Below are 18,867 nucleotides of genomic sequence, written 5' to 3' on the forward strand. Positions count from 1 at the left end.
CGAGTGGACGAACCCGGTGACCGACCGCACAGTGTCCGCTGTGGACTCTACGATCGGAGGCCGGTTCAGCGCCGTCGAACTGGGCCGGAACTGGGCGCACTACGGCCACGACGTCCTGGTGCACGACCAGGGCGGCCCCGCGGAATGCCTGGTGCGCCGAGGTGAACTGGTCGTCGCGCGGGACTCCCTCGACGCGGCGTTGTCGCGGGTGCGCCGTTGGGTCGATCGGGTTCAGCAGGACGACGATCTGGAACTTGCGCGGATTCGCTTGCGGCCGTCCGAGCGGGATCGCTGCGTGGACATCGCCTGCGACGTGCCGGACGCCTGCGCGAACCACCTGCACATCGGTTCGCCGGTCATGTTCGGCACGCCGGTGATGTTCGGCAGCGGGGCGGAGCCGGACCCGGCGCCGCCGGTCCCCGAGCCCTCGGACCAGCACTGGGACGTGACCGTGGGTGTGCTGGACACCGGCTGCGACCCGCATCCCTGGTTCGCCGGGCGATCTTGGTTCGAGGAGGTGCCGGAAGTCCTGGACGCCGACGACGACAGCGATCAGGACCGCCAAGCGGGGCACGGAACGTTCGTGTCCGGTGTGGTGCTGCGCCACGCGCCGGGCGCCGCGATCCGGGTGCAGAAGGTGCTTTCCTCGCTGGGGTTCACCGACGACATGACGGTCGTGGCCGGACTGCGGGCGTTGCGCGCCGATGCCCGGCGGCGCGGTGAGCCGGTCGGCGTGGTCGTGATGACCTCCGGCTGCCACACGCCCGACGACGAATGCCCACCGGTGTTGCGGGCGGAGATCGAGCGGTTCGCGGGCAGCGTGCTGGTGGCGGCTGCGGGCAACCACAGCTCGTCGCGGCCGTTCTGGCCCGCCGCGTCGCCGCGGGTCCTGGGGGTGGCCGCGGGTGACAGGCAAGGCGGGCTCGCCGAGTTCTCGAACTCCGGCGGCTGGGTCGATGCGTGTGCGCCGGGCGTGGACGTGGTGAGCAGTTTCGTGCGGCTGCGGCCCGGGAGCGAGCGCGACTACGGCTTCGCGCGCTGGAGCGGGACCTCGTTCGCCGCACCGCAGGTCGCGGCCGCGGTGGCGGCCGCACTCCGGGAAGGGCGGAGCAGGGACGACGCGATCAGTACCGTCCTCCGGCGTTACCCGTTCGAGGGTTAATTGGGGTGGGGTGAATCTGATCGGCGGTCTCGCCCCTCTTAATCGCGAGAAGGCGATCAAGAGGGGAGGTGCCCGATGCGTGCCGTGCAGGACGGTTCCGATCCGGCTGGGGAGCCGGAGCTGATGGAGCGGGCGGCGGCCGGGGACCAGTTGGCCTGGCGGGAGCTCGTGGACCGCAACAGCGCGGTCGTGTGGGCTGCAGCCAGAGCGTATTCGCCCACGGTGACCGATGCGGAAGACGTGTGCCAGGCGACGTGGCTGCTGCTCGCGGAGAAGCTGGGGAGCGTGCGTGATCCCCGTGCGTTACCGGGATGGCTGGCCACGACCGCGCGGCGGGAGGCCGTCCGGTTGTCGAAGGCGCGGCGTCGGGAGTCACCGGTCGGATTCGAGAACGGGATCCTGGACGTGGTCGACGGGGGCGACGGGCCGGAGAGCAGCGCGCTGCGCTCGCTGACGGTTTCCCGGATGTGGCAGGCGTTCGCGCAGATGTCGTTGCGGTGCCAGCAATTGTTGCGGGTGGTCGCGGTCGCGCCGGATGCCAGCTACGAGCAGGTCGGCAAGGCCCTGGGGATGCCGCGGGGCAGCATCGGCCCGAAGAAGGGGCGGTGCCTGGCGGCGCTGCGGGAGCAGCTTTCCGGTGGCTCGGTTCCGGAGGAGGCCGCCGGATGAGGACGCGGAAACCAGCGGAGCTGCGCGTGCTGGACGATCTGTTCCACCAGTGCGATCCGCCACCGGGACGGATGCTCACCGCCGCTTATGCAGCCGTGGGCCGGGCGCACGGTTTCGAAGATCCGTCGGGGTTGGAGCTGATCGGGGACTCGGCCGACGAACCGGCCAACACCCGGCTGCACGGCGCCGCGTCTCGGACGCGGGTGCTGACGTATCTGATGCCGGGGCGGATCGTCGAGGTCGACTTGGTGCCGATGGTCGGCGGGATGCTCCGAGCGTCCGGGATCGTGCTCAACCAAGCGGGCGATGGCGTTCCGCAAGGTGAGGTCGTCTTGCGCTGCGCCGATGATCAGCACATCGCGGAGCTGGACGAGAACGGCCGGTACGGTGCGGCCGATCTGCACAGCGGGCCGTTGAGCGTCGTGTTCCGGCCGGCGGGCGCGGCGGCGCCCGCCGTGGCTGATTGGCTGGTCTGTTGAGCGCGGGGACCGCCGTCGCACCGGCGAGGATCTCCGAGTCGTCGGTGCTGTGGTGGCGGGATCGGGTCGGTGCGGACCCGGCTGGCGCCTTGCGCGTCGCCGAGGAAGTGCTGGCCACAGCCGGGGATCCGCAGCTGCGAGTGCTCGCCAGGCACGTCGCCTGCCTGGTCGCGGTCGAGCAGGGGCGTTCGTCGGACGCGCGGCAACACGCCCGGCTCGCTCTTGCGGCCGCGCTCCGCGCGCGGCTATGGGATCGGGCGGCGCAGGTGCGGCTGACCTACGCGTGGACCGAGTTGGACCGCGGTGATCCGGATGCCGCGTGGCAGCACCTGCTGACCGCGGAGCCGCACCTGAGCGGCGGTGACCTCGCGAGGGCCACCTGCCTGCGCGGCCTGCTGCGGTGCCAGGAGGACCGCTATGACGAGGCGGTCCGCGACCTGTCCGCGGCATTGCCGCGGTTGACCGGGCACAACGACCACCAGTGGGCGGCGAATGCGCTGGTCGGGCGCGGGCTGGCGCACCTGTACCGCAACCGGCTCGACGAGGCGGAGTCGGACCTGGCCGCGGCCGAACGGACGTTCCGCACCCATGGCCGGGTCAACCGTGCCGCGCTGTGCAGGCACAACCGGGGCTGCGTGGCGTTGCGCGCGGGAGATCTGCCGCGCGCGTTGCAGCTGTTCGACCAGGCGCGGGTGCGGGGCGTGGACCCCGACCAGTGCCCGGAGGTCCTGGTGGACCGCGCGGAGGCGCTCGCAGGCGCAGGTATGCACGAGCCCGCGCGAGCCGAGCTGCTGCGAGCGGCCGACCGGCTGGAACGGCTCGGCCGCGCGGTGCGGCTCGCCGAGACCAGGCTGGCGCTGGCGGGATGTGCGCTGCGCGCGGGAGAACCGCTGGAAGCGATCAACGCTGCGCAGCAGGCCGCTCGGTTGTTCCGCTCCCAGCGTCGTCCGGCGTGGACCGCACTGGCGGTTGCGACCCGGTGGCAGGCGAGGTTGCGGGCCGGGGAGGCGACCCGGCGCGATCTCGCGTCGGCGCGGCGTGCCGGTTCGGCCTGCGCGGCGCACGGGTGGAGCACTGCGGCGGCCGAGCTGTGGCTCACCGCGGCCCGGGTGGCCGCGGGCCGCGGCCACCGGACTACGGCGCGACACCTGCTGGAACTGGCGGCGACGGTGCGCGGTGCGGCACCGGGTGACGCGCGACAACTGGCGTTGGGCCGGCTCGCCGAGGCACTGCTGGCCGAGGACGCCGGGGACGCGGTTCGGCTGTTCGACTCCTGCCGCGAAGGTCTGCGCGCCGTCGAGACGCACGCGGCCGGTATCGCGGCGCTGGAGCTGCGGATCGAAGCGTTCGGACTGGCGGAGGAACTCGGCGCGACGGCGGTCCGGGCGGCACTGCGCACCGGTGATCCTCGAACCGCGCTGCGCTGGACCGAACGCGGCCGGGTGAGCGCGTTGCACCGCCGGGCGCTGCGCCCGCCCTCCGATCCGGAGCTGCGCACGGCGCTGGTGCGGCTGCGCTCGGCGGTGGCCGGGATGTGGGGCGCGAAGGACGCGCGGTTGCGTCATGCGATGTCCGAGATCAGCACGTTGGAACGGCACGTCCGGGATCGGGCACTGCTGGTCGAGGGCGGGGCCGGGGAGTCCGCGGGCGCGTTCGGGATCGACGAGGTGGTCGCCGCCATCGGCGATGCGGTGCTGCTGACCTTGTTCGCGCACGACGGGGAGTTGCACGCCGTGTCCGTTGTGGACGGTCGGATCCAGTTGCACTCGCTCGGTTCGGAAGACGGCGCGGTGGCCGAGGCGCAACGGCTGCGCCACGCGCTGGGCAGGGCCGCGGAGTCCGGGGACGAACGACAGCACGCAGCCTTCCTGAGCAGCGCGCAGGTCACGGCGGATGCTCTCCAGCAGCGCCTACTCGGCCCGCTGGTCGACTCGCTGTCCGGAGGTCGCAGTTTGCTGGTGGTTCCCACCGGTCGGTTGCACGCCGTCCCGTGGTCGGCCTTGCCCGCCTGCCGCGGACGCAGCGTCACGGTGGCGCCTTCGCTGCGCTGTTGGATGCGCGGCAGGGCGGACGGTCGAAGCGAATCCGACGGGGAATCGGTGTGGGTCGCGGGCCCTGGTCTGGAACACGCTGAACGGGAGGTGCGGGCGTTGCACCGCGCCGGCGGCGGCCGGTTGCTGACCGGCGCGGACGCCGGTGCAGAACAGGTCCTGTCCGCTGTGGACGGTGCCGGTGCGGCGCACATCGCGGCGCACGGTTGGTTCCGCGCCGACCAGCCGCTGCTGTCCTGCCTGGACCTGGCCGACGGGCCGCTGTACGGCTACGACCTGGACCGGCTGCGCAGCGGCCCGCGCACGGTGGTGCTGTCGGCCTGCGAAGCGGGCCGCTCGGTGGTGGGCCGCGCCGACCAGCTCACCGGCCTCGCCGCGACGCTGCTCGGGCGGGGGACGGTGACGGTGATCGCCAGCGTCGTGCCGATTCCCGACGAGCGGACCGCGCACGTGATGGTGGCGCTGCACGATTCGCTCCGTCGCGGCGTGGCCCCGGCCGAGGCGCTGGCCTCGGCGCAGGCGCGGCACGGCGAAACGGGGTTCCTCTGCCTCGGATACGGAGGCCGATCATGACCGGCCAGGCGCTGCTGCGTGCCCGCGGATCAGGACGAGGCGAGCTTGTGCAGCCGCCGGATGCCTTCGTCCAGCACCTCGTCCCGTTTGCAGAACGCGAAGCGCACCAGGTGCCGGGTGTCCTCCGGGTTGTCGCAGAACACCTGCACCGGGATCGCGGCGACCCCGACCTTCTCCGGCAGTGCCCGGGCCAGCTCGGCCCCGTCGGTGAAACCGAGCGGGCGCACGTCCGCGCAGATGAAGTAGGTGCCTTCGCTGGCCAGCACGTCCAGACCGGCCTCGGCGAGTCCGTTGGCGAGTCGGTCCCGCTTGCGCTGCAAGCCATCCCGCAGATCCCGGACCCAGTCGAGTTCGTGCCGCAGGGCGTGCGCCACCGCGGGCTGGAACGGGGCGCCGCCGACGAAGGTGAGGAACTGCTTGGCCGCCCGCACCGCGGCGATCAGCTCGGCCGGGCCGCACGCCCAGCCGATCTTCCAGCCGGTGGCGCTGAAGCTCTTGCCGACGCTGGAGATCGACACGGTGCGCTCGGCCATCCCCGGCAGCGTGGCCAGCGGGGTGTGCGCCCGCCCGTCGTAGAGCAGGTGCTCGTAGACCTCGTCGGTGATGGCGATCAGGTCGTTCTCGCGGCAGACCTGCGCGACCGCGGCCAGCTCGGTGTCGGTGAGCACCGTGCCCGTGGGGTTGTGCGGCGAGTTCAGCACCAGCGCGCGGGTCCGCGGCCCCACTGCCGCGCGCAGGGCGTCCAGGTCGAGTTCGAAGCGGTGGTCCGGTCCCTGCCGCAGGCCGACGGTGCGGCGGACGCCGCCTGCCATGGCCACGGCGACCGGGTAGGAGTCGTAGTAGGGCTCGACGAGGACCACTTCGTCGCCGGGCTCGATCAGCGCGAGCATCGAAGCGGTGATCGCTTCGGTGGCGCCGACGGTCACCAGGACCTCGCCCTCCGGATCGTGCTCGATGCCGTAGTGCGCACGGCGGTGCTCGGAGATCGCGGCGCGCAGCTCGGGCTCGCCCGCGCCGGGCGGGTACTGGTTGACGCCGTCGGCGATGGCCCGCTGCGCGGCCTGCAGCATGCCCGCCGGTCCGTCGGTGTCCGGGAAGCCCTGCCCCAGGTTCACCGCGCCGGTCCGCCGGGCCAGTTCGGTGATCTCGGCGAAGATCGTCGAGGTGAACGGGCGCAACCGGGAGGTGAGAGCTTCAGAACGCACGGCACGGCAGCGTAGTCGAATCGACGGCCGATCCGAACGGGTGCACTCGGCCCGTCCCGCCCTGCGGACCCGCTTCCGGCGGTGTCGCCGGGCTCGATCACGCCGGACGGGCGGCGGTGTGCTGTAAGAATCGAGGGGTGCGAACGACAGGGGCGACCGAGGCGGACGAGCTCAAGCGACGTGCGCTGCGGCGGATGAAGACCGTCGCGGGCGGTCTGCTGCTCGCCGTCGCCGTGATCTACGTGCTCGCGCAGTGGCGGGAGCACGAGGGGGCCGCGTGGGCCGGCTACGTCCGGGCCGCGGCCGAAGCGGGCATGGTCGGTGCGCTGGCGGACTGGTTCGCGGTGACGGCGCTGTTCCGGCGTCCGATGGGACTGCCGATCCCGCACACCGCGATCATCCCCACCCGCAAGGACGCGCTGGGACACAACCTCGGGGAATTCGTCGGCTCGAACTTCCTGGCCGAGCCGGTGGTGCGGGACAAGCTGGGCCGGGCCGACATCGGCCACCGGGTCGGGGTGTGGCTCGACGACGCCGACCACGCCGAGCGCGTGACCTCGGAGCTGGCGACCGCGGTGCGCGGCGCCGTGCAGGTCTTCCGGGACGAGGACGTGCAGGCCGTCCTGGAGCAGGCGGTGCTGCGCAAAGTCCTCGCCCAGCCGTGGGGGCCACCGCTGGGCCGGATCCTCGGGCAGGTCTTCGCGGACGGTTCGCACCACCGGCTGGTCGATCTGGTCTGCGACCGCGCTTACGACTGGGTGCGGGACAACCACGAAACGGTGCTGCGCGTGGTCAGCCAGCGGGCGCCCTCGTGGTCGCCGAAGTTCTTCGACGGCATGGTCGCGGACAAGATCTACGCCGAGGTGCTGTCGTTCGCGTGGGCGGTCAAGACCGACCCGGACCACCAGATGCGCAAGGCGGTGGACCGGTTCCTGGTCGACTTCGCGCACGACCTGCAGCACGACGAGCAAACGATCGCCAAGGCCGAGCAGATCAAGCGCCAGGTGATCGCGCACCCGGAGGTGCAGAACCTGGTCGCCTCCGCGTGGGGCACTGCCAAGAGGATGCTGCTGGACGCGGCCGAGGACCCCTCCAGCGAGCTGCGGCTGCGGGTCCGCGACGGACTGCAGGGACTCGGAAGGCGCCTCGTCGAAGAGCCCGAGCTGCGCGCCAAGGTCGACGGATGGCTGGAAGGCGCCGCGGTGTACGTCGTCTCGCACTACCGCGCCGAGATCACCACGCTGATCACGGACACCGTGGAGCGCTGGGACGCCGAGGAGACCTCCCGCAAGATCGAGCTCCAGGTGGGCCGCGATCTCCAGTTCATCCGGATCAACGGCACCGTGGTCGGCGCGCTGGCCGGCCTGGCGATCTACACCCTCACCCAGCTCGTGCTCTGAGCGGCCGGGCGCGCCGGTGCGGCGGGCACGGCGGCGGGATCAGCCCGGTGCGGTGTGGCGTTCCCGCCAGGACCGGGCCTTCTCCCGGTTCCCGCAGACCCGCATGGAGCACCACGTCCGGGACTTGTTCCGGGATCTGTCGTAGAACGCCCACAGGCAGTTCGACGCTGGGCAGATCTTGATCCGGTCCCAGTGGCCGGTGTGCACCAGGTGCACAGCCGCCACCAGCACTCGTCCGAGTGCATCGGCGCCGGCGAGCACGGGGATCCCGTCCCGCAGTACCACCGGAACGTTCCAGCTCATCGGACTGCCGGGCGCGGATTCGGGTGGAAAAGCGGCGTGGTCGCAGGACACGGCGTGGCGCATGGCGTCGCGGATGTCTTGCGCTCGTCCCGGGGCCTCGGCCGCACCCAGGCCCTGTCCGGCGCACCACTGCCGCCACGACTCGGCCGTCCCGAGCATCTCGGTTCCCGCTTCGGCGTCGCAGGTGTTGAGGAAAGCCAGCACCAGCTCGACGTCGCGTTCGGGGTCCAGGTCCGCGAAAGCCTGCGCAGGAGCTCGGTCGGCGACGGCTTTGCTGTTCACGAACACCATCGTAGGCGATTAGCCGGTTGCAGCTAGCACGGATAACCGCCATAATCTTTTTACTGGTTCCTCGAAGGGCGTTGGTTCGCGGAGCAGGGCTGGGAGAACAGGACGAGACGAGGGGTTCCGCCATGACCGCTGCTACCACTTCCCCGTTGCGCCTCGCGGCGTTCGCGATCGACACCCCGGATCCGCGCGCGCTCGCGGAGTTCTACGGGCGCTTGCTGGGTTGGGAGATCGATGAGCCCGAATCCGCCGAGGAATGGGTGGAGCTGGCGGACCCATCGGGCGGGACGCGGCTGGCCTTCCAGCTCGACCCCGGTTTCGTGCCGCCGACCTGGCCGGATCGTGCGCGCCCGCAGATGATGCACGTCGACGTGCGGGTGGCGACGCTCGCCGAAGGGCACGAGCGCGCGGTGGCCGCCGGTGCACGCCAACTGCCGCAGCCGTCCGATCAGCTCGATGCGACTTTCCGCGTGTACGCCGATCCGGACGGGCACCCGTTCTGCATGTGCGCGGGCTCCTGACGGAGTCCGTGCTGCTCCGGGCTCCTGCCCGGCGTTGCGCAGCTCACTCGGAAGGGTGCAAGCACCCTGCTTGCTAGAGCTAGCACTCGCGCCTACCGTGGACGGCGAACCGGAAGGAGCGCAGGCGATGGAGCGGGTGGACAAGACCGTCAACAAGGCCGTGAACCAGGCGGTCAGCGACCTCGGCGGTTACATCCGGGCGCAACGCAGCAACGCCCAGATCTCGCTGCGCCAGCTCGCGAAGAGCGCGGGCGTGTCCAACCCGTACCTCAGCCAGGTCGAACGCGGCCTGCGCAAACCCAGCGCGGAGATCCTGCAGCAGATCGCCACGGCACTGCGGATCTCCGCGGAGGCGCTGTACGTGCAGGCCGGGATCTTGGAACGCCGCGAGGGCGGGCCGGTGGTGGACGCGATCCTCGCCGACGACGAACTCAGCGAGCGGCAGAAGCAGGTCCTGCTCGACATCTACGCCTCGTTCCGGCGAGAACACGACGGCTCCGAATCCACCGACGCGCCGGAGCCGGACGGCACCGACCTGCTCAAGGAGTGATCCGCTATGGCGACGCGCACCGAAGGCACCACCAAGACGAACGAGACCGGCAACGGCCAGCCGCTGGGTGAGGCCGTGGACCAGGCCCGCACGCCGCTGCTGGCCGCGCTCGGCGCGGGCGATCTCGCCGCGCACACCATCGCCGATGCGCTCGGCAAGCTGCGCAGCAAGCTGAACGAAGGCGCCGAATCCGCCCGCAGCGGCGTCAACGAGCTGCCGCAGGACCTGCGCGAGCGGTTCGATCCGGCGGAGCTGCGCAAGCTCGTCGACGAATACACCCAGTCGGCCGTGCAGCTCTACGGCTACCTCGCCGAGCGCGGTGAGACCGCGTTCGAGCGCTTCCAGTCCCAGCCCGGTGTGCAGCGCGCCTGGGGCCAGGTCGAGCAGGCGCAGGGCCGGATGGAAGCGGCCGTGACCGACGCGCGCGGGCTGGCCGACGACGTGCTCGGCAAGGTGAGCACCGCGAGCCGCTCGTTCGGCGAGAAGGCCGCGCGGAGCACCGAGCAGGCCAGCGCCTCCGCCGCCCAGACGGTGCGCGAAACCGCCGACGACGTGGCCGAGTCGGTCGAGGAGACCGGTTCGGAGACCGCGACGGCGACGCGCAGCACCGCGCAGAAGACGGCCAACCGCACCTCGGCGGCCAAGTCCACCGGCTCCGCGAAGGGCGCCAGCTCGAAGCAGAGCAAGGGCAAGGCGGGCAGCTGAGTCCGCACGGCACGTCGGGGCCCCGGACGGTTCTCCGGGGCCCCCGACGCACGTAAGGTGAACTCGTGGGTTTGTCATCCGTAGTGCCGGAGCTGCTGCTGCAGTTCTGGATCCTCAAGATCATCTGGCTGGCGGGGATCCCGACCGGGCTGTACGCCTTCGTGCACGCGCTGTTGCAGCGCTCCGACGCGTTCACGGCCGTCGGGAAGCTGTCCAAGCCCGCGTGGCTGGGCATCACCGGTGCCGGCCTGATCCTGCTCGCGGTGCTCACCAGCGGTCCGATCACGATCATCTGGATCGCCGCGCTGATCGCCGTGCTGGTCTACCTGGTCGACGTCCGGCCCAAGGTCACCGAAGTGCAGAAGGGCAGCTCCTGGTAGCCACCGGCGCCTCGGCCGGGCCCGCCGGTGAGCTGCCTTCGGGTGCGCGCTGGAACTCCTACGGCCGGGGTTCGCCGGTCACGCTGGTGGCGCACGGTCTGGGCGCGACCGAAGGTGAAGCGCGGATCCCCGCGTCCGGCCTGCCCGGCACCCGGGTCGTGCTCACGCTGCCGAGCCATGGGAACGCGCCGGATGCGCCGGAGGGCTACTGGCGTTACGGGACGATCGCCGAGGACGTGCGGTCGGTCGCGGACGCGGTCGGCGCGACCCGCGCGGTCGGCGTCTCGCTCGGCACCGGGGCGTTGACCAGGATCGTGGCCGAACGTCCTGGGCGGTTCGAGCGGTTGGCGCTGCTGCTGCCCGCCGCGTTGGACGGTCCCCGCGAGGTGACCTCGGCGTGGGCGTTGGAGCGGCTGGCCGAGGCCGTCGCCGCGGACGACGGCGGCGCGGCGCTGCGCGAGCTGGTCGCCGCCGAGTTTCCGCCCGAAGCGCAGGTCGGCGAGCATGTCGAACTCCGCGTGTCGGCGCTGCAGCGCCTGGGGGCCGCATTGCACGCCCTGAGCGATCAGCGGGTGCTCGACGACGCGGGAACCTTGCGCGCGGTGCGTTCCGAGGTGCTGGTCATCGGGGCCACCGAGGATCCGATGCATCCGGCTTCGGCGGCGCGGCGAACCGCCGAAGCTTTTCCGGGCGCACGGCTGGAATTGCTGGATTCCCGCGCGCCGATGGTCACCCACCGCCGCGAAGTGCGGGCGTTGCTGAGCGGTTTCCTGGGCGGCTGATTCCTCGGCAGGACCCCGTATCGTCGGCGCATGGCTGTTGACTGGTCGCTCGCGGCCGGGACGTTGCAGGTCTCGCCCGCCCTCGACCGCCCGGAACTGCTGGCTGAGCCGGTGCTCGCCGCGGTACGGGCGTTGCCGGGGACCGAAGCCGCTCGCGTCGGTGTCGCCGAGATCGACCCGGCGCTGGCCGACACCGCCGAGTTCTGCGCGCACTACGGCTCGCCGTTGGAGCTGTCGGCGAACTGCGTCGTGGTTACCGGCAAGCGCGGCGGCGAAGTCCGGCACGCGGCTTGCTTGGTGCTGGCGACCACCCGCGCTGATGTGAACGGCGTGGTCCGGCGGCGGCTGGACGTGCGGAAAGCCTCGTTCACGGCGATGGACGACGCGGTGTCGCTGACCGGCATGGCCTACGGCGGCATCACTGCGTTCGGGCTGCCCGCCGGGTGGCCGGTGCTGGTCGACGCGGCGGTGGCGCGCACTCCGGCCGTGGTGGTCGGCAGCGGCCTGCGCGGCAGCAAGATCCTCACGGCGGGCGAGGTGCTGGCCGATCTGCCCGGCGCCGAAACACTCCCCGACCTGGCCCGCCCCGCGCCCGCGGAGTGAAGGCCCGCCCACTACGGCGCGGCGCGCGGTGAAGTGCCTGAGCGTGCCGATCGGCGCTCAGAACACGACGGTGCGTTTGCCGTGCACCAGGACGCGGTCCTCCAGGTGCGCCCGCAGCCCGCGGGCCAGCACGATCTTCTCGATGTCGCGGCCCTGCCGGATGATGTCCGCGACGGAGTCGGTGTGGTCGACGCGGGTCACGTCCTGCTCGATGATCGGCCCCGCGTCGAGCTCGGCCGTCACGTAGTGGCAGGTGGCGCCCACCAGCTTCACCCCGCGCTCGTACGCCTGGTGGTACGGGCGGGCACCGGCGAACGACGGCAGGAAGCTGTGGTGGATGTTCAACGCCCTGCCCGCCCACGCTTCGCAGAGCTCGGACGGCACGACCTGCATGAACCGGGCCAGCACGAGCGCGTGCGGCTGGTGGCCGTCCGCCAGTGCGCGGATTTCCTGGAAGGCAGCGGCCTTGCCTTCCGGGTCCGCCGCGGGCGGGAACGGCACGTGGTGGAACGGCACGCCGTGCGCCTCGGTGATCGGGCGCAGCCGCGGGTGGTTGCCGATCACCGCCCGCAGATCCACGTCGATCTCCCCGGAGGAGATCCGCCCGAGCAGGTCGTGCAGGCAGTGGCCTTCGCGGGAAACCAGGATCACCACGCGCCGCCGCTGTTCGGTGTCGGTGACCTGCCAGCTCGTGCTGCCCAGCTCGGCGGCGACCCGGCCGACGCGTTCCCGCAGTTCGTCCACGCCGAACGGCAGCGAGTCCGCGCGGACGACCTGGCGGGTGAAGAACCAGTTGGTGTCCGGGTCGGTGTGGTAACCGGCCTCGACGATCCATCCGCCGTGCTCGGCGAGGAACGACGTGATGCGGGCGACGATCCCGGTGCGGTCCGGGCAGCTGAGGCTGATCACGTACGACACAGCTGCGCATTCTCGCACCGCAAGGCCGTCTCGGCCGGGATCAACGCCCGGCGACGAGCCCGCCGAGCGCTGCGTCGCCGGTGATCATCGCGCCGCTCGGGCGGCCCCAGACCCGGCGGTAGACCGCGTCGGCGGTGCCCGCGACGGTCGCGTCGACCTCGTCGGCGCCCAGCGCGGCATCGGCGGGCGCTCCGATCTGCGGTGGCTGCCCGGCCAGGAATCGCACCAGCCAGGTCCGCCCGGCGTCGGCGGCGTGGTAGAGCACCCGGCCCTGGTGCGCGGACTGCGACCAGTCGCCCAGCGGCGCGATGACGGTGAGCATCTCGTCGATCCCGTCCGCGGCCAGCTCCGGATCGAAGATCAGCTCCGAACCGCCGTCCGCGGCCAGCACCGCGTCGAGGCGGTGGATCGCGGTTTCGTGCGTCATGCGCCGGGTCCACGACTCGGGTGTGCCACCCGGGAAGAACGCCCACACCGCCCGCTGCGGGTCCGGCGCGGAAAGCGCCGTGGTGAGTTCGGCGAAGCGCTCGTCGAACCAGGTCAGCGCCGCGTCGAACGCGTCGGGCGCGGCGGGCGGCCGCGGCCGCTGATCGTCCGGGCCGGATTCGAGTCCCAGCTGCACCATCGCGTAGACGCGGGCCAGGTGGCGCAGCAGCTTGCGCACGTCCCAGCCGGGGCAGGTGGGCACGGTGGCGTCCGGGCCAGCTGCCACCGCAGCCGCGCGGAACGCTCCGACCTGCTCTTTCAACACTGCTTGCGAAAATTCGCCGACCATGCCGCGGAGTTTACGAGCCGGGCGAGCCGGCGGGAGCCACGGCGGACCAGGCGACGGTCAGCTCGCCGGCGCGCCAGCGCCGCGGGCGATCCAGCACCGGCCAGCCGCGGGCGGCCAGCGACCGCACCGACTCCGCCCAGCGGGCCCGCGGGCCGTACGGGACCAGCGGCGCGGCCCGCGCCCAGCAGGAGTCGAGGTCGTTGAGCAACGAGTGCACCTTCTCGCCGGGGACGTTGCGGTGGATCAGCGTCTTCGGCAGCCGTTCGGCCAGATCGGACGGTCGCGCCAGGTCCGCGGGCAGGCAGGCCAGCGTGAACGTGCGGGGCCCGCCGCGGTCCAGCGCGACCCAGCAGCAACGCCGGCCGATCTCGTCGCAGGTGCCCTCCACCAGCAACCCGCCGGGGGCGAGCCTGCCGCGCAGCTCCTCCCACGCCTTCCAGGCTTCCGGCTCGGTGTACTGGCGCAGCACGTTGAACGCGCGCACGAGCACCGGACCGGCCGCGCCGCCGATGCCAGCCGCCAGGCCCGCCAGCTCGAATCCGCCGCGCCGGAAGTTCAGGCCGGGCGGTACCGCGACCCGCCGCCCGGCCTCGACCCGCTCGGGATCGATCTCCAGGCCGAACACCCGCGCATCCGGCCGCAGCGGCCGCAGCCGTTCGGCGAGCTCGACCGTGGTGGTCGGTGCCGAGCCGAATCCGAGATCGACGACCAGCGGATCCGCCGCCGATCGCAGCGCGCGGGCGGCCCACGGTGCGCCGGTGATCCAGCGGTCCACGCGCCGCAGCCGGTTCGGGTTGGTGGTGCCCCGGGTGGCCATGCCGAGTGCCCTGGCGCGGCCCGCGGCGAGTCGCGGGGCGCGTTTGCGCGGCTGGTTCAAGGCATGGACCTGCGGATTCGGGCGTGCGAAGGCATGGCAGGGGCGGAATCGCCGGACGACGGGTGGTTCACTGCGAATGCTTCGCGAGCCATTCACCGGTGAACTGCTCCTCCCGGGCGAGCAGTTTCTGCACCTGCTCGGCCACCAGGTCTTCCACCCGCCCGCCGACGAACGGCACGTTCACCCGCACCTCGCCGTCCACGAGGAACTCGCTGCCGGTCTCGGGCAGGTCCCGCAGCCACATCGAACCGGTGATGGTGCACGGCACCCCGGCGACCTCGGCGGCGATCTCGCCGTTGTAGTGGCCGGGCTCTTCGCACCGCCAGGACTCGGTGCGGTCGATCACCAGATCACCCGCGCCAGCCACGGTGCGCGCGACCGGCGGCAGCGCCTCCGTGCTGACCCCCTGGCGCAGCTGGAAGCGGACCGCATCACCGAGGACGTCGTGCTTGACCAGCTCGTTGCGGGTGCCGCCGAGCTCGGCGAGCCGGTCCCGCAGGTAGTCGATGTCGATGAGCGCCTGGTGCACCTGCGACGATGCCCACTCGGAGGTGCTCCGGTGCTCGATGCGGCGTGCCATGGGCGGAAGGTTACCTTTGGCAGTCGTGAACTCCTCGATGTCCGGTGCCGAAGGAATCCGCGGCGGCCCGGCCGGCGCTCGAACCCCCGGCGAACACCCCTTGGCGGAGTACACGACGCTGCGGCTGGGCGGCCCGGCCGCAGAGTTCGTGCTCGCCGAGCATCCCGACGAACTGGCCGAGGCGGTCCGCGAGTCGGACGCCGCCGGCCAGCCGCTGCTGGTGCTGGGCGGCGGGTCGAACCTCGTCGTCGCCGACTCCGGGTTCGACGGCCGGGTGGTGCGGGTCGCCACCCGCGGCCGCAGCTACGACATTGTGGACGGTTTCGTGCAGCTGACCGTCGAGGCCGGTGAGGACTGGGACGACGTAGTCGCCGACACGGTGCACCAGGGCCTGGGGAATCTGGAGTGCCTGTCCGGGATTCCGGGGCTGACCGGTGCGACACCGGTGCAGAACGTCGGTGCCTACGGCGTGGAGATCTCCGAGATGCTGGTCTCGGTGGACCTGCTGGACCGGCGCACGGGCCGGATCCGCACCGTGCTGGCCGAGGATCTGGGGCTGGTCTACCGCGGCAGCTCGCTCAAGCACAGCGACGAAGCGGTGGTGCTGCGCGCCCGCTACCTGCTGCGGGACGGCGCCGAGTCCGCGCCGATCCGCTACGCCGAACTCGCCCGCGCGCTGGAGGTGCAGCCGGGCGCGCGGGTCGACGTCGCCCGCGCTCGGGAAGCGGTGCTGGAGTTGCGGCGGACGAAGGGGATGGTGCTCGACCCGGCCGACCACGACACCTGGAGCGCCGGCTCGTTCTTCACCAATCCGATCGTGGACACCGCCGACCTTCCCGGGGTGCTGGAGCTGATCGCCACTCGGGTCGGCCCGGACGAGCGGGTTCCGCAGTACCCGGCGGGCGACGGGCGCACCAAGCTCTCCGCGGCCTGGCTGATCGAACGCGCCGGGTTCGGCAAGGGGCACCCCGGTGGCGCGGCGCGGGCCGCGTTGTCCGGCAAGCACACGCTGGCGTTGACCAACCGCGGCTCGGCCTGCACCGAAGACCTGCTGGGTCTCGCGCGTGAAGTGCGCGAGGGGGTACGTTCCGCGTTCGGCGTGTCGCTGGCACCGGAACCGGTACTCGTGGACTGTTCGATCTGAAGCGTGTTTTCCGGGCTCGCTGTCCGAGGAGTCCGCGAGGGCGTTCGGCCGGGGCGGTTTCCAGCGTTCCGGAGGGCCGTCGGAGTGACTCTTCGTGACTAATGCTTACCCTGAGTGTTAAATGGTAGCTGGAGGGCCGCCATGCTCAGCATCAGGGAACTTCGGGACAGAGCGGTCATTCGGCCGATCAAACGCGCGGTGGAGGACCAGCTGCTGGACCTCCCCGGGGTGACGGCCGTCGACATCGGCGAGAAGCGCATCGCAGGCCGGGGCACCGGCAGGCAGGGAATCGTGGTGTCGGTGGCGCGCAAGCGCGCGCCCGACCGGGTTTGGCCCGGCACGCAGATCCCGCCGGACGTGCTGGGCATCCCCACCGACGTCATCGAGGAAAAGCCGGTTCTGCAGCACGCCCACCACGGCGCGGAGGAGTCGGTGGCGTTGCGCGGCCGCGATTTCGCGCACGACGGCGCGGTCACCGGCGGGGACGGCGTGGCGCCGTGCCGGTCGGTGCAGCTGTCCCCGCCGGAGGTCCGCAACGCGGGCCGCTACCGCCGCACCGGAACGCTGGGTGCGCTGGTGATCGGGCACCAGCCCGCGGCAGCGGCCATGGGGCTGACGACGTTCGACGTCGCGTGCCTGGACGATGCTTGGGCGGTCGGCGACCGGATGGTCGATCCGGACACCGGGTACGTGTTCGCCGAGCTGGCGCGCGGTGCGCTGTCCGGGCGGGTCGATGCGGCGGCGGTGACTCTCGGATGCGGCGTGCAGCACTCGCCGGTGATTCCGGGCATCGGCCCGATCGCCGGTCAGTGCGCGGCTTACCCGGGCGAGCCGGTGCGCAAGAGCGGGCACGGCAGCGGGCTCACCGCAGGAGTCGTGTCCTCTGTGGACGCGACGCTGCGGGTGGATCACGGCGCGGCTCTCGGGGTGCGGGTGCTGCGTGAGCAGATCCGGATCGACGCCGTCGATGGTTGCTTCACCGCCTCCGGTGACGCGGGCAGCGCGGTGGTCAACAGCGACGGGCGGGTGGTCGGTTTGCTGTTCGCGGGGTGCCGCACCGGATCGACCGGGTTCGCCAGTCCGATCGTGGACGTGCTCGCCGAACTCGATGTGGAACTTTGCGTGCAGCACCAGCACATCGGCGTGTGACCGCGGTGAGTTCGCACACGTTCCCGGACCGTGATCTGTTCCATTGTGGACCGTCGATTTCCGCGCGGTCCGCTCCGATCCCGCCCCCGCGCGCTCGCCGATGAAGATCGACGCAGGTCATCGGCGCACCCCGAGTCGTCGCCCGGCTACCCGGGGAAGCGATCCGCGGCACCGGCCCGCCCGAAGGCCGACAGCTGTGACGCGACACACTGCTGATCGGCGGCATCTTGGCGGAGCGCCGCACGTCTACCCAATGCAAGTCATGTCGGAACGGATCGGGGTCAAGGAGTGCTGAGCAGGGTGAGTCGGTCGCGGATACGGCTGCTGTGGGCTGCGCTGGCGGGAGCGCTGGCGGCCGTGCTGCTGATATCGGGGTGCGGAGCCCAATCCGCGTCCGGCGGCGGATCGGGTTCCCGGGCGTCGGCGCCGAAGGCGCAGGTGCACCTGGAGCCCGGCGGCGGTGCCGACATCAACCCCGCCGCTCCGATCCGCGCCAGCGTCGAGCAGGGACGGCTCGACTCGGTCAAGCTCACCAACGGCGACGGCAAGGAGGTCGGCGGTCAGCTCGCCCCCGACGGGCACACCTGGACCGCGGGCGAAGCGCTCGGCTACGGCAAGGACTACACCTGGTCCGGCCAGGCCACCGGCGTCGACGGCAAGACCGTGCAGGTGCAGGGCTCGTTCCGCACGGTGTCGCCGGACAAGAAGGTGCGCGCCACGATCAACCCCACCGACCACAGCGAGGTCGGCATCGCGATGCCGATCAGCGTGAAGTTCGACGAGCCGGTCACCGACAAGGCCGCCGCGGAGCGGGCGCTGGCGGTGCGCACCTCGGTCCCGGTCGAGGGCTCCTGGGCATGGCTGTCCAGCACCCAGGTGGACTGGCGGCCGAAGGAGTACTGGCCGGCGAACACCCAGGTCGAAGTGGACGCGAACCTCTACGGGGTGCACTACGGCAAGGGCGCCTACGGGCGCGAGGACCTGACCACCAAGTTCACCGTCGGCCGCGCGCAGATCGTCAAGGCCGACGCGCAGACGCACCAGATGGTGGTCGAGCGGGACGGCAAGCAGGTCGCCAGCTACGCGGCCAGCTACGGCAAGGACAAGGATCCGGAGCTGAACACGCCGAACGGCACCTACATGGTGATGCAGAAGAACCCCGTCGAGATCATGGACAACCCGCGGTACGGCTACACCGACGTGGAGAAGAAGTGGGCCATCCGGATGTCCAACCACGGCGAGTTCATCCACGAGAACGAGGAGAACCGCGCCAACCTCGGCAAGGTCAACACTTCGCACGGCTGCATCAACCTGTCCGAGGCGGACGCCAAGGCGTACTTCGACAGCGCCATGGTCGGCGATCCGATCGAGGTCAGCGGTGGTGTGCGGGCGATGGAGCCGCGCTACGAGGTGTTCGACTGGCTGCTGGACTGGGGTCAGTGGCAGCAGAAGTCGGCGCTGTGAGGATCGGTCCTTTCCGGATCGGCCGGAGTCGCCGCACCGTCGGCGCGCACCGCTGATCCGCATCCCGGCGCGAGCAGCGCGCCGACACCGGGCGCGAACGTGCCGGTCCCGTGCTGGTGGGAGTGCCCACCGGCACGGGACCTTCGCAATCGCGGGGTGTGAACGCGGTCACGCGGGCTGCGGGACGAGCCTGGTCGGCGCGGGCGGGTGCGCGGCGTGGCGCACCGCGTTCCGGCTCCCAGGAATGTTTTCCCCGGGTGCGGCGTCGGGACTCAAGGCGTCCGGGAAG

Annotated in this window: 20 protein-coding genes; 14 read left to right on the forward strand and 6 right to left on the reverse strand. The window is 71.8% G+C overall.

The features are described 5' to 3' along the window. Positions 1–40: 40 nt before the first annotated feature. The 4 genes from V1457_RS09095 to V1457_RS09110 all read left to right on the forward strand — a co-directional run bounded on the left by V1457_RS09095 (position 41) and on the right by V1457_RS09110 (position 4,934). Positions 41–1,162 carry a S8/S53 family peptidase gene (locus V1457_RS09095; protein ID WP_338602419.1) on the forward strand — a complete coding sequence of 374 codons (1,122 nt, stop codon included), beginning with the start codon at positions 41–43 and terminating at the stop codon, positions 1,160–1,162. 75 nt (positions 1,163–1,237) lie between these two features. Then, complete coding sequence (locus V1457_RS09100) at positions 1,238–1,831, forward strand: RNA polymerase sigma factor (RefSeq protein ID WP_233626944.1); 594 nt, start codon at positions 1,238–1,240, stop codon at positions 1,829–1,831. Next, the gene (locus tag V1457_RS09105; protein ID WP_338602424.1) at positions 1,828–2,310 is read left to right on the forward strand and encodes a hypothetical protein; all 483 of its coding nucleotides are present in this window, start codon (positions 1,828–1,830) and stop codon (positions 2,308–2,310) included. The genes V1457_RS09100 and V1457_RS09105 overlap by 4 nt, the downstream gene beginning before the upstream one ends. Continuing rightward, on the forward strand, positions 2,307–4,934 hold the full coding sequence (locus tag V1457_RS09110) for a CHAT domain-containing protein (RefSeq protein WP_338602427.1): 2,628 nt from the start codon (positions 2,307–2,309) through the stop codon (positions 4,932–4,934). The genes V1457_RS09105 and V1457_RS09110 overlap by 4 nt, the downstream gene beginning before the upstream one ends. Before the next feature lie 29 nt (positions 4,935–4,963). On the opposite strand, the gene V1457_RS09115 is transcribed toward V1457_RS09110, so the two are convergent. Then, positions 4,964–6,139: a pyridoxal phosphate-dependent aminotransferase gene (locus V1457_RS09115; RefSeq protein WP_338602430.1), complete on the reverse strand. Its 1,176-nt coding sequence runs from the start codon at positions 6,137–6,139 to the stop codon at positions 4,964–4,966. Positions 6,140–6,333: 194 nt separating this feature from the next. Here V1457_RS09115 and V1457_RS09120 point away from each other — a divergent pair, with 194 nt between their 5' ends. Next, on the forward strand, positions 6,334–7,539 hold the full coding sequence (locus tag V1457_RS09120) for a DUF445 domain-containing protein (protein ID WP_200069357.1): 1,206 nt from the start codon (positions 6,334–6,336) through the stop codon (positions 7,537–7,539). Positions 7,540–7,578: 39 nt separating this feature from the next. Here the strand turns inward: V1457_RS09120 and V1457_RS09125 are convergent, their stop codons facing one another. After that, positions 7,579–8,133 (reverse strand): CGNR zinc finger domain-containing protein, encoded by a 555-nt coding sequence (locus tag V1457_RS09125; protein ID WP_200068892.1) that lies wholly within the window; start codon positions 8,131–8,133, stop codon positions 7,579–7,581. A gap of 122 nt (positions 8,134–8,255) precedes the next feature. On the opposite strand from V1457_RS09125, the gene V1457_RS09130 reads away from it, so the two are divergent. From V1457_RS09130 to V1457_RS09155, 6 genes are all read left to right on the forward strand, one after another. Then, entirely contained in the window at positions 8,256–8,651 is a 396-nt protein-coding gene (locus tag V1457_RS09130; RefSeq protein ID WP_200068893.1) for a VOC family protein, read from the forward strand. A 127-nt stretch (positions 8,652–8,778) separates the two neighbouring features. Then, the gene (locus tag V1457_RS09135) at positions 8,779–9,201 is read left to right on the forward strand and encodes a helix-turn-helix domain-containing protein (RefSeq protein ID WP_200068894.1); all 423 of its coding nucleotides are present in this window, start codon (positions 8,779–8,781) and stop codon (positions 9,199–9,201) included. Positions 9,202–9,207: 6 nt separating this feature from the next. Then, positions 9,208–9,906: a hypothetical protein gene (locus V1457_RS09140; protein ID WP_338602436.1), complete on the forward strand. Its 699-nt coding sequence runs from the start codon at positions 9,208–9,210 to the stop codon at positions 9,904–9,906. Between the two features lie 65 nt (positions 9,907–9,971). Beyond that, positions 9,972–10,286, forward strand: coding sequence for a DUF2516 family protein (locus V1457_RS09145; RefSeq protein ID WP_374220914.1), 315 nt, complete (start codon positions 9,972–9,974; stop codon positions 10,284–10,286). Positions 10,287–10,372: 86 nt separating this feature from the next. Continuing rightward, positions 10,373–11,068, forward strand: a complete 696-nt coding sequence (locus V1457_RS09150; RefSeq protein WP_307849918.1) for an alpha/beta hydrolase — start codon at positions 10,373–10,375, stop codon at positions 11,066–11,068. Between the two features lie 30 nt (positions 11,069–11,098). Then, a complete protein-coding gene (locus tag V1457_RS09155) occupies positions 11,099–11,671 on the forward strand; it encodes a YbaK/EbsC family protein (RefSeq protein ID WP_200068895.1) in 573 nt (190 codons plus the stop codon). 57 nt (positions 11,672–11,728) lie between these two features. On the opposite strand, the gene purU is transcribed toward V1457_RS09155, so the two are convergent. From purU to V1457_RS09175, 4 genes are all read right to left on the reverse strand, one after another. Next, entirely contained in the window at positions 11,729–12,580 is an 852-nt protein-coding gene (purU, locus tag V1457_RS09160) for a formyltetrahydrofolate deformylase (RefSeq protein ID WP_200069361.1), read from the reverse strand. Positions 12,581–12,629: 49 nt separating this feature from the next. Next, positions 12,630–13,364: a maleylpyruvate isomerase family mycothiol-dependent enzyme gene (locus tag V1457_RS09165; RefSeq protein WP_338602441.1), complete on the reverse strand. Its 735-nt coding sequence runs from the start codon at positions 13,362–13,364 to the stop codon at positions 12,630–12,632. A 10-nt stretch (positions 13,365–13,374) separates the two neighbouring features. Beyond that, positions 13,375–14,181 (reverse strand): class I SAM-dependent methyltransferase, encoded by an 807-nt coding sequence (locus tag V1457_RS09170; protein WP_338604911.1) that lies wholly within the window; start codon positions 14,179–14,181, stop codon positions 13,375–13,377. 127 nt (positions 14,182–14,308) lie between these two features. Continuing rightward, on the reverse strand, positions 14,309–14,821 hold the full coding sequence (locus V1457_RS09175; protein WP_200068897.1) for a DUF2505 domain-containing protein: 513 nt from the start codon (positions 14,819–14,821) through the stop codon (positions 14,309–14,311). Between the two features lie 37 nt (positions 14,822–14,858). Here V1457_RS09175 and V1457_RS09180 point away from each other — a divergent pair, with 37 nt between their 5' ends. The 3 genes from V1457_RS09180 to V1457_RS09190 all read left to right on the forward strand — a co-directional run bounded on the left by V1457_RS09180 (position 14,859) and on the right by V1457_RS09190 (position 18,578). Then, positions 14,859–15,965 (forward strand): UDP-N-acetylmuramate dehydrogenase, encoded by a 1,107-nt coding sequence (locus tag V1457_RS09180; RefSeq protein WP_200069363.1) that lies wholly within the window; start codon positions 14,859–14,861, stop codon positions 15,963–15,965. A gap of 141 nt (positions 15,966–16,106) precedes the next feature. Next, positions 16,107–17,114, forward strand: coding sequence for a hypothetical protein (locus tag V1457_RS09185; protein ID WP_200068898.1), 1,008 nt, complete (start codon positions 16,107–16,109; stop codon positions 17,112–17,114). Between the two features lie 300 nt (positions 17,115–17,414). Next, a complete protein-coding gene (locus V1457_RS09190; protein WP_338602447.1) occupies positions 17,415–18,578 on the forward strand; it encodes an Ig-like domain-containing protein in 1,164 nt (387 codons plus the stop codon). Positions 18,579–18,867 lie beyond the last annotated feature (289 nt).

Source organism: Saccharopolyspora sp. SCSIO 74807 (assembly GCF_037023755.1).
Taxonomy (GTDB): domain Bacteria; phylum Actinomycetota; class Actinomycetes; order Mycobacteriales; family Pseudonocardiaceae; genus Saccharopolyspora_C; species Saccharopolyspora_C galaxeae.

Excerpts from the sequence above, each read along its gene's own strand:
- V1457_RS09170 (WP_338604911.1), bottom strand. The coding sequence starts at position 14,181 with ATGGCCACCCGGGGCACCACCAACCCGAACCGGCTGCGGCGCGTGGAC.
- V1457_RS09105 (WP_338602424.1), top strand. The coding sequence starts at position 1,828 with ATGAGGACGCGGAAACCAGCGGAGCTGCGCGTGCTGGACGATCTGTTC.
- V1457_RS09165 (WP_338602441.1), bottom strand. The coding sequence starts at position 13,364 with ATGGTCGGCGAATTTTCGCAAGCAGTGTTGAAAGAGCAGGTCGGAGCG.
- V1457_RS09125 (WP_200068892.1), bottom strand. The coding sequence starts at position 8,133 with ATGGTGTTCGTGAACAGCAAAGCCGTCGCCGACCGAGCTCCTGCGCAG.
- V1457_RS09175 (WP_200068897.1), bottom strand. The coding sequence starts at position 14,821 with ATGGCACGCCGCATCGAGCACCGGAGCACCTCCGAGTGGGCATCGTCG.
- V1457_RS09140 (WP_338602436.1), top strand. The coding sequence starts at position 9,208 with ATGGCGACGCGCACCGAAGGCACCACCAAGACGAACGAGACCGGCAAC.
- V1457_RS09100 (WP_233626944.1), top strand. The coding sequence starts at position 1,238 with ATGCGTGCCGTGCAGGACGGTTCCGATCCGGCTGGGGAGCCGGAGCTG.
- V1457_RS09180 (WP_200069363.1), top strand. The coding sequence starts at position 14,859 with ATGTCCGGTGCCGAAGGAATCCGCGGCGGCCCGGCCGGCGCTCGAACC.
- V1457_RS09135 (WP_200068894.1), top strand. The coding sequence starts at position 8,779 with ATGGAGCGGGTGGACAAGACCGTCAACAAGGCCGTGAACCAGGCGGTC.
- V1457_RS09120 (WP_200069357.1), top strand. The coding sequence starts at position 6,334 with ATGAAGACCGTCGCGGGCGGTCTGCTGCTCGCCGTCGCCGTGATCTAC.
- V1457_RS09155 (WP_200068895.1), top strand. The coding sequence starts at position 11,099 with ATGGCTGTTGACTGGTCGCTCGCGGCCGGGACGTTGCAGGTCTCGCCC.
- V1457_RS09185 (WP_200068898.1), top strand. The coding sequence starts at position 16,107 with ATGCTCAGCATCAGGGAACTTCGGGACAGAGCGGTCATTCGGCCGATC.
- V1457_RS09130 (WP_200068893.1), top strand. The coding sequence starts at position 8,256 with ATGACCGCTGCTACCACTTCCCCGTTGCGCCTCGCGGCGTTCGCGATC.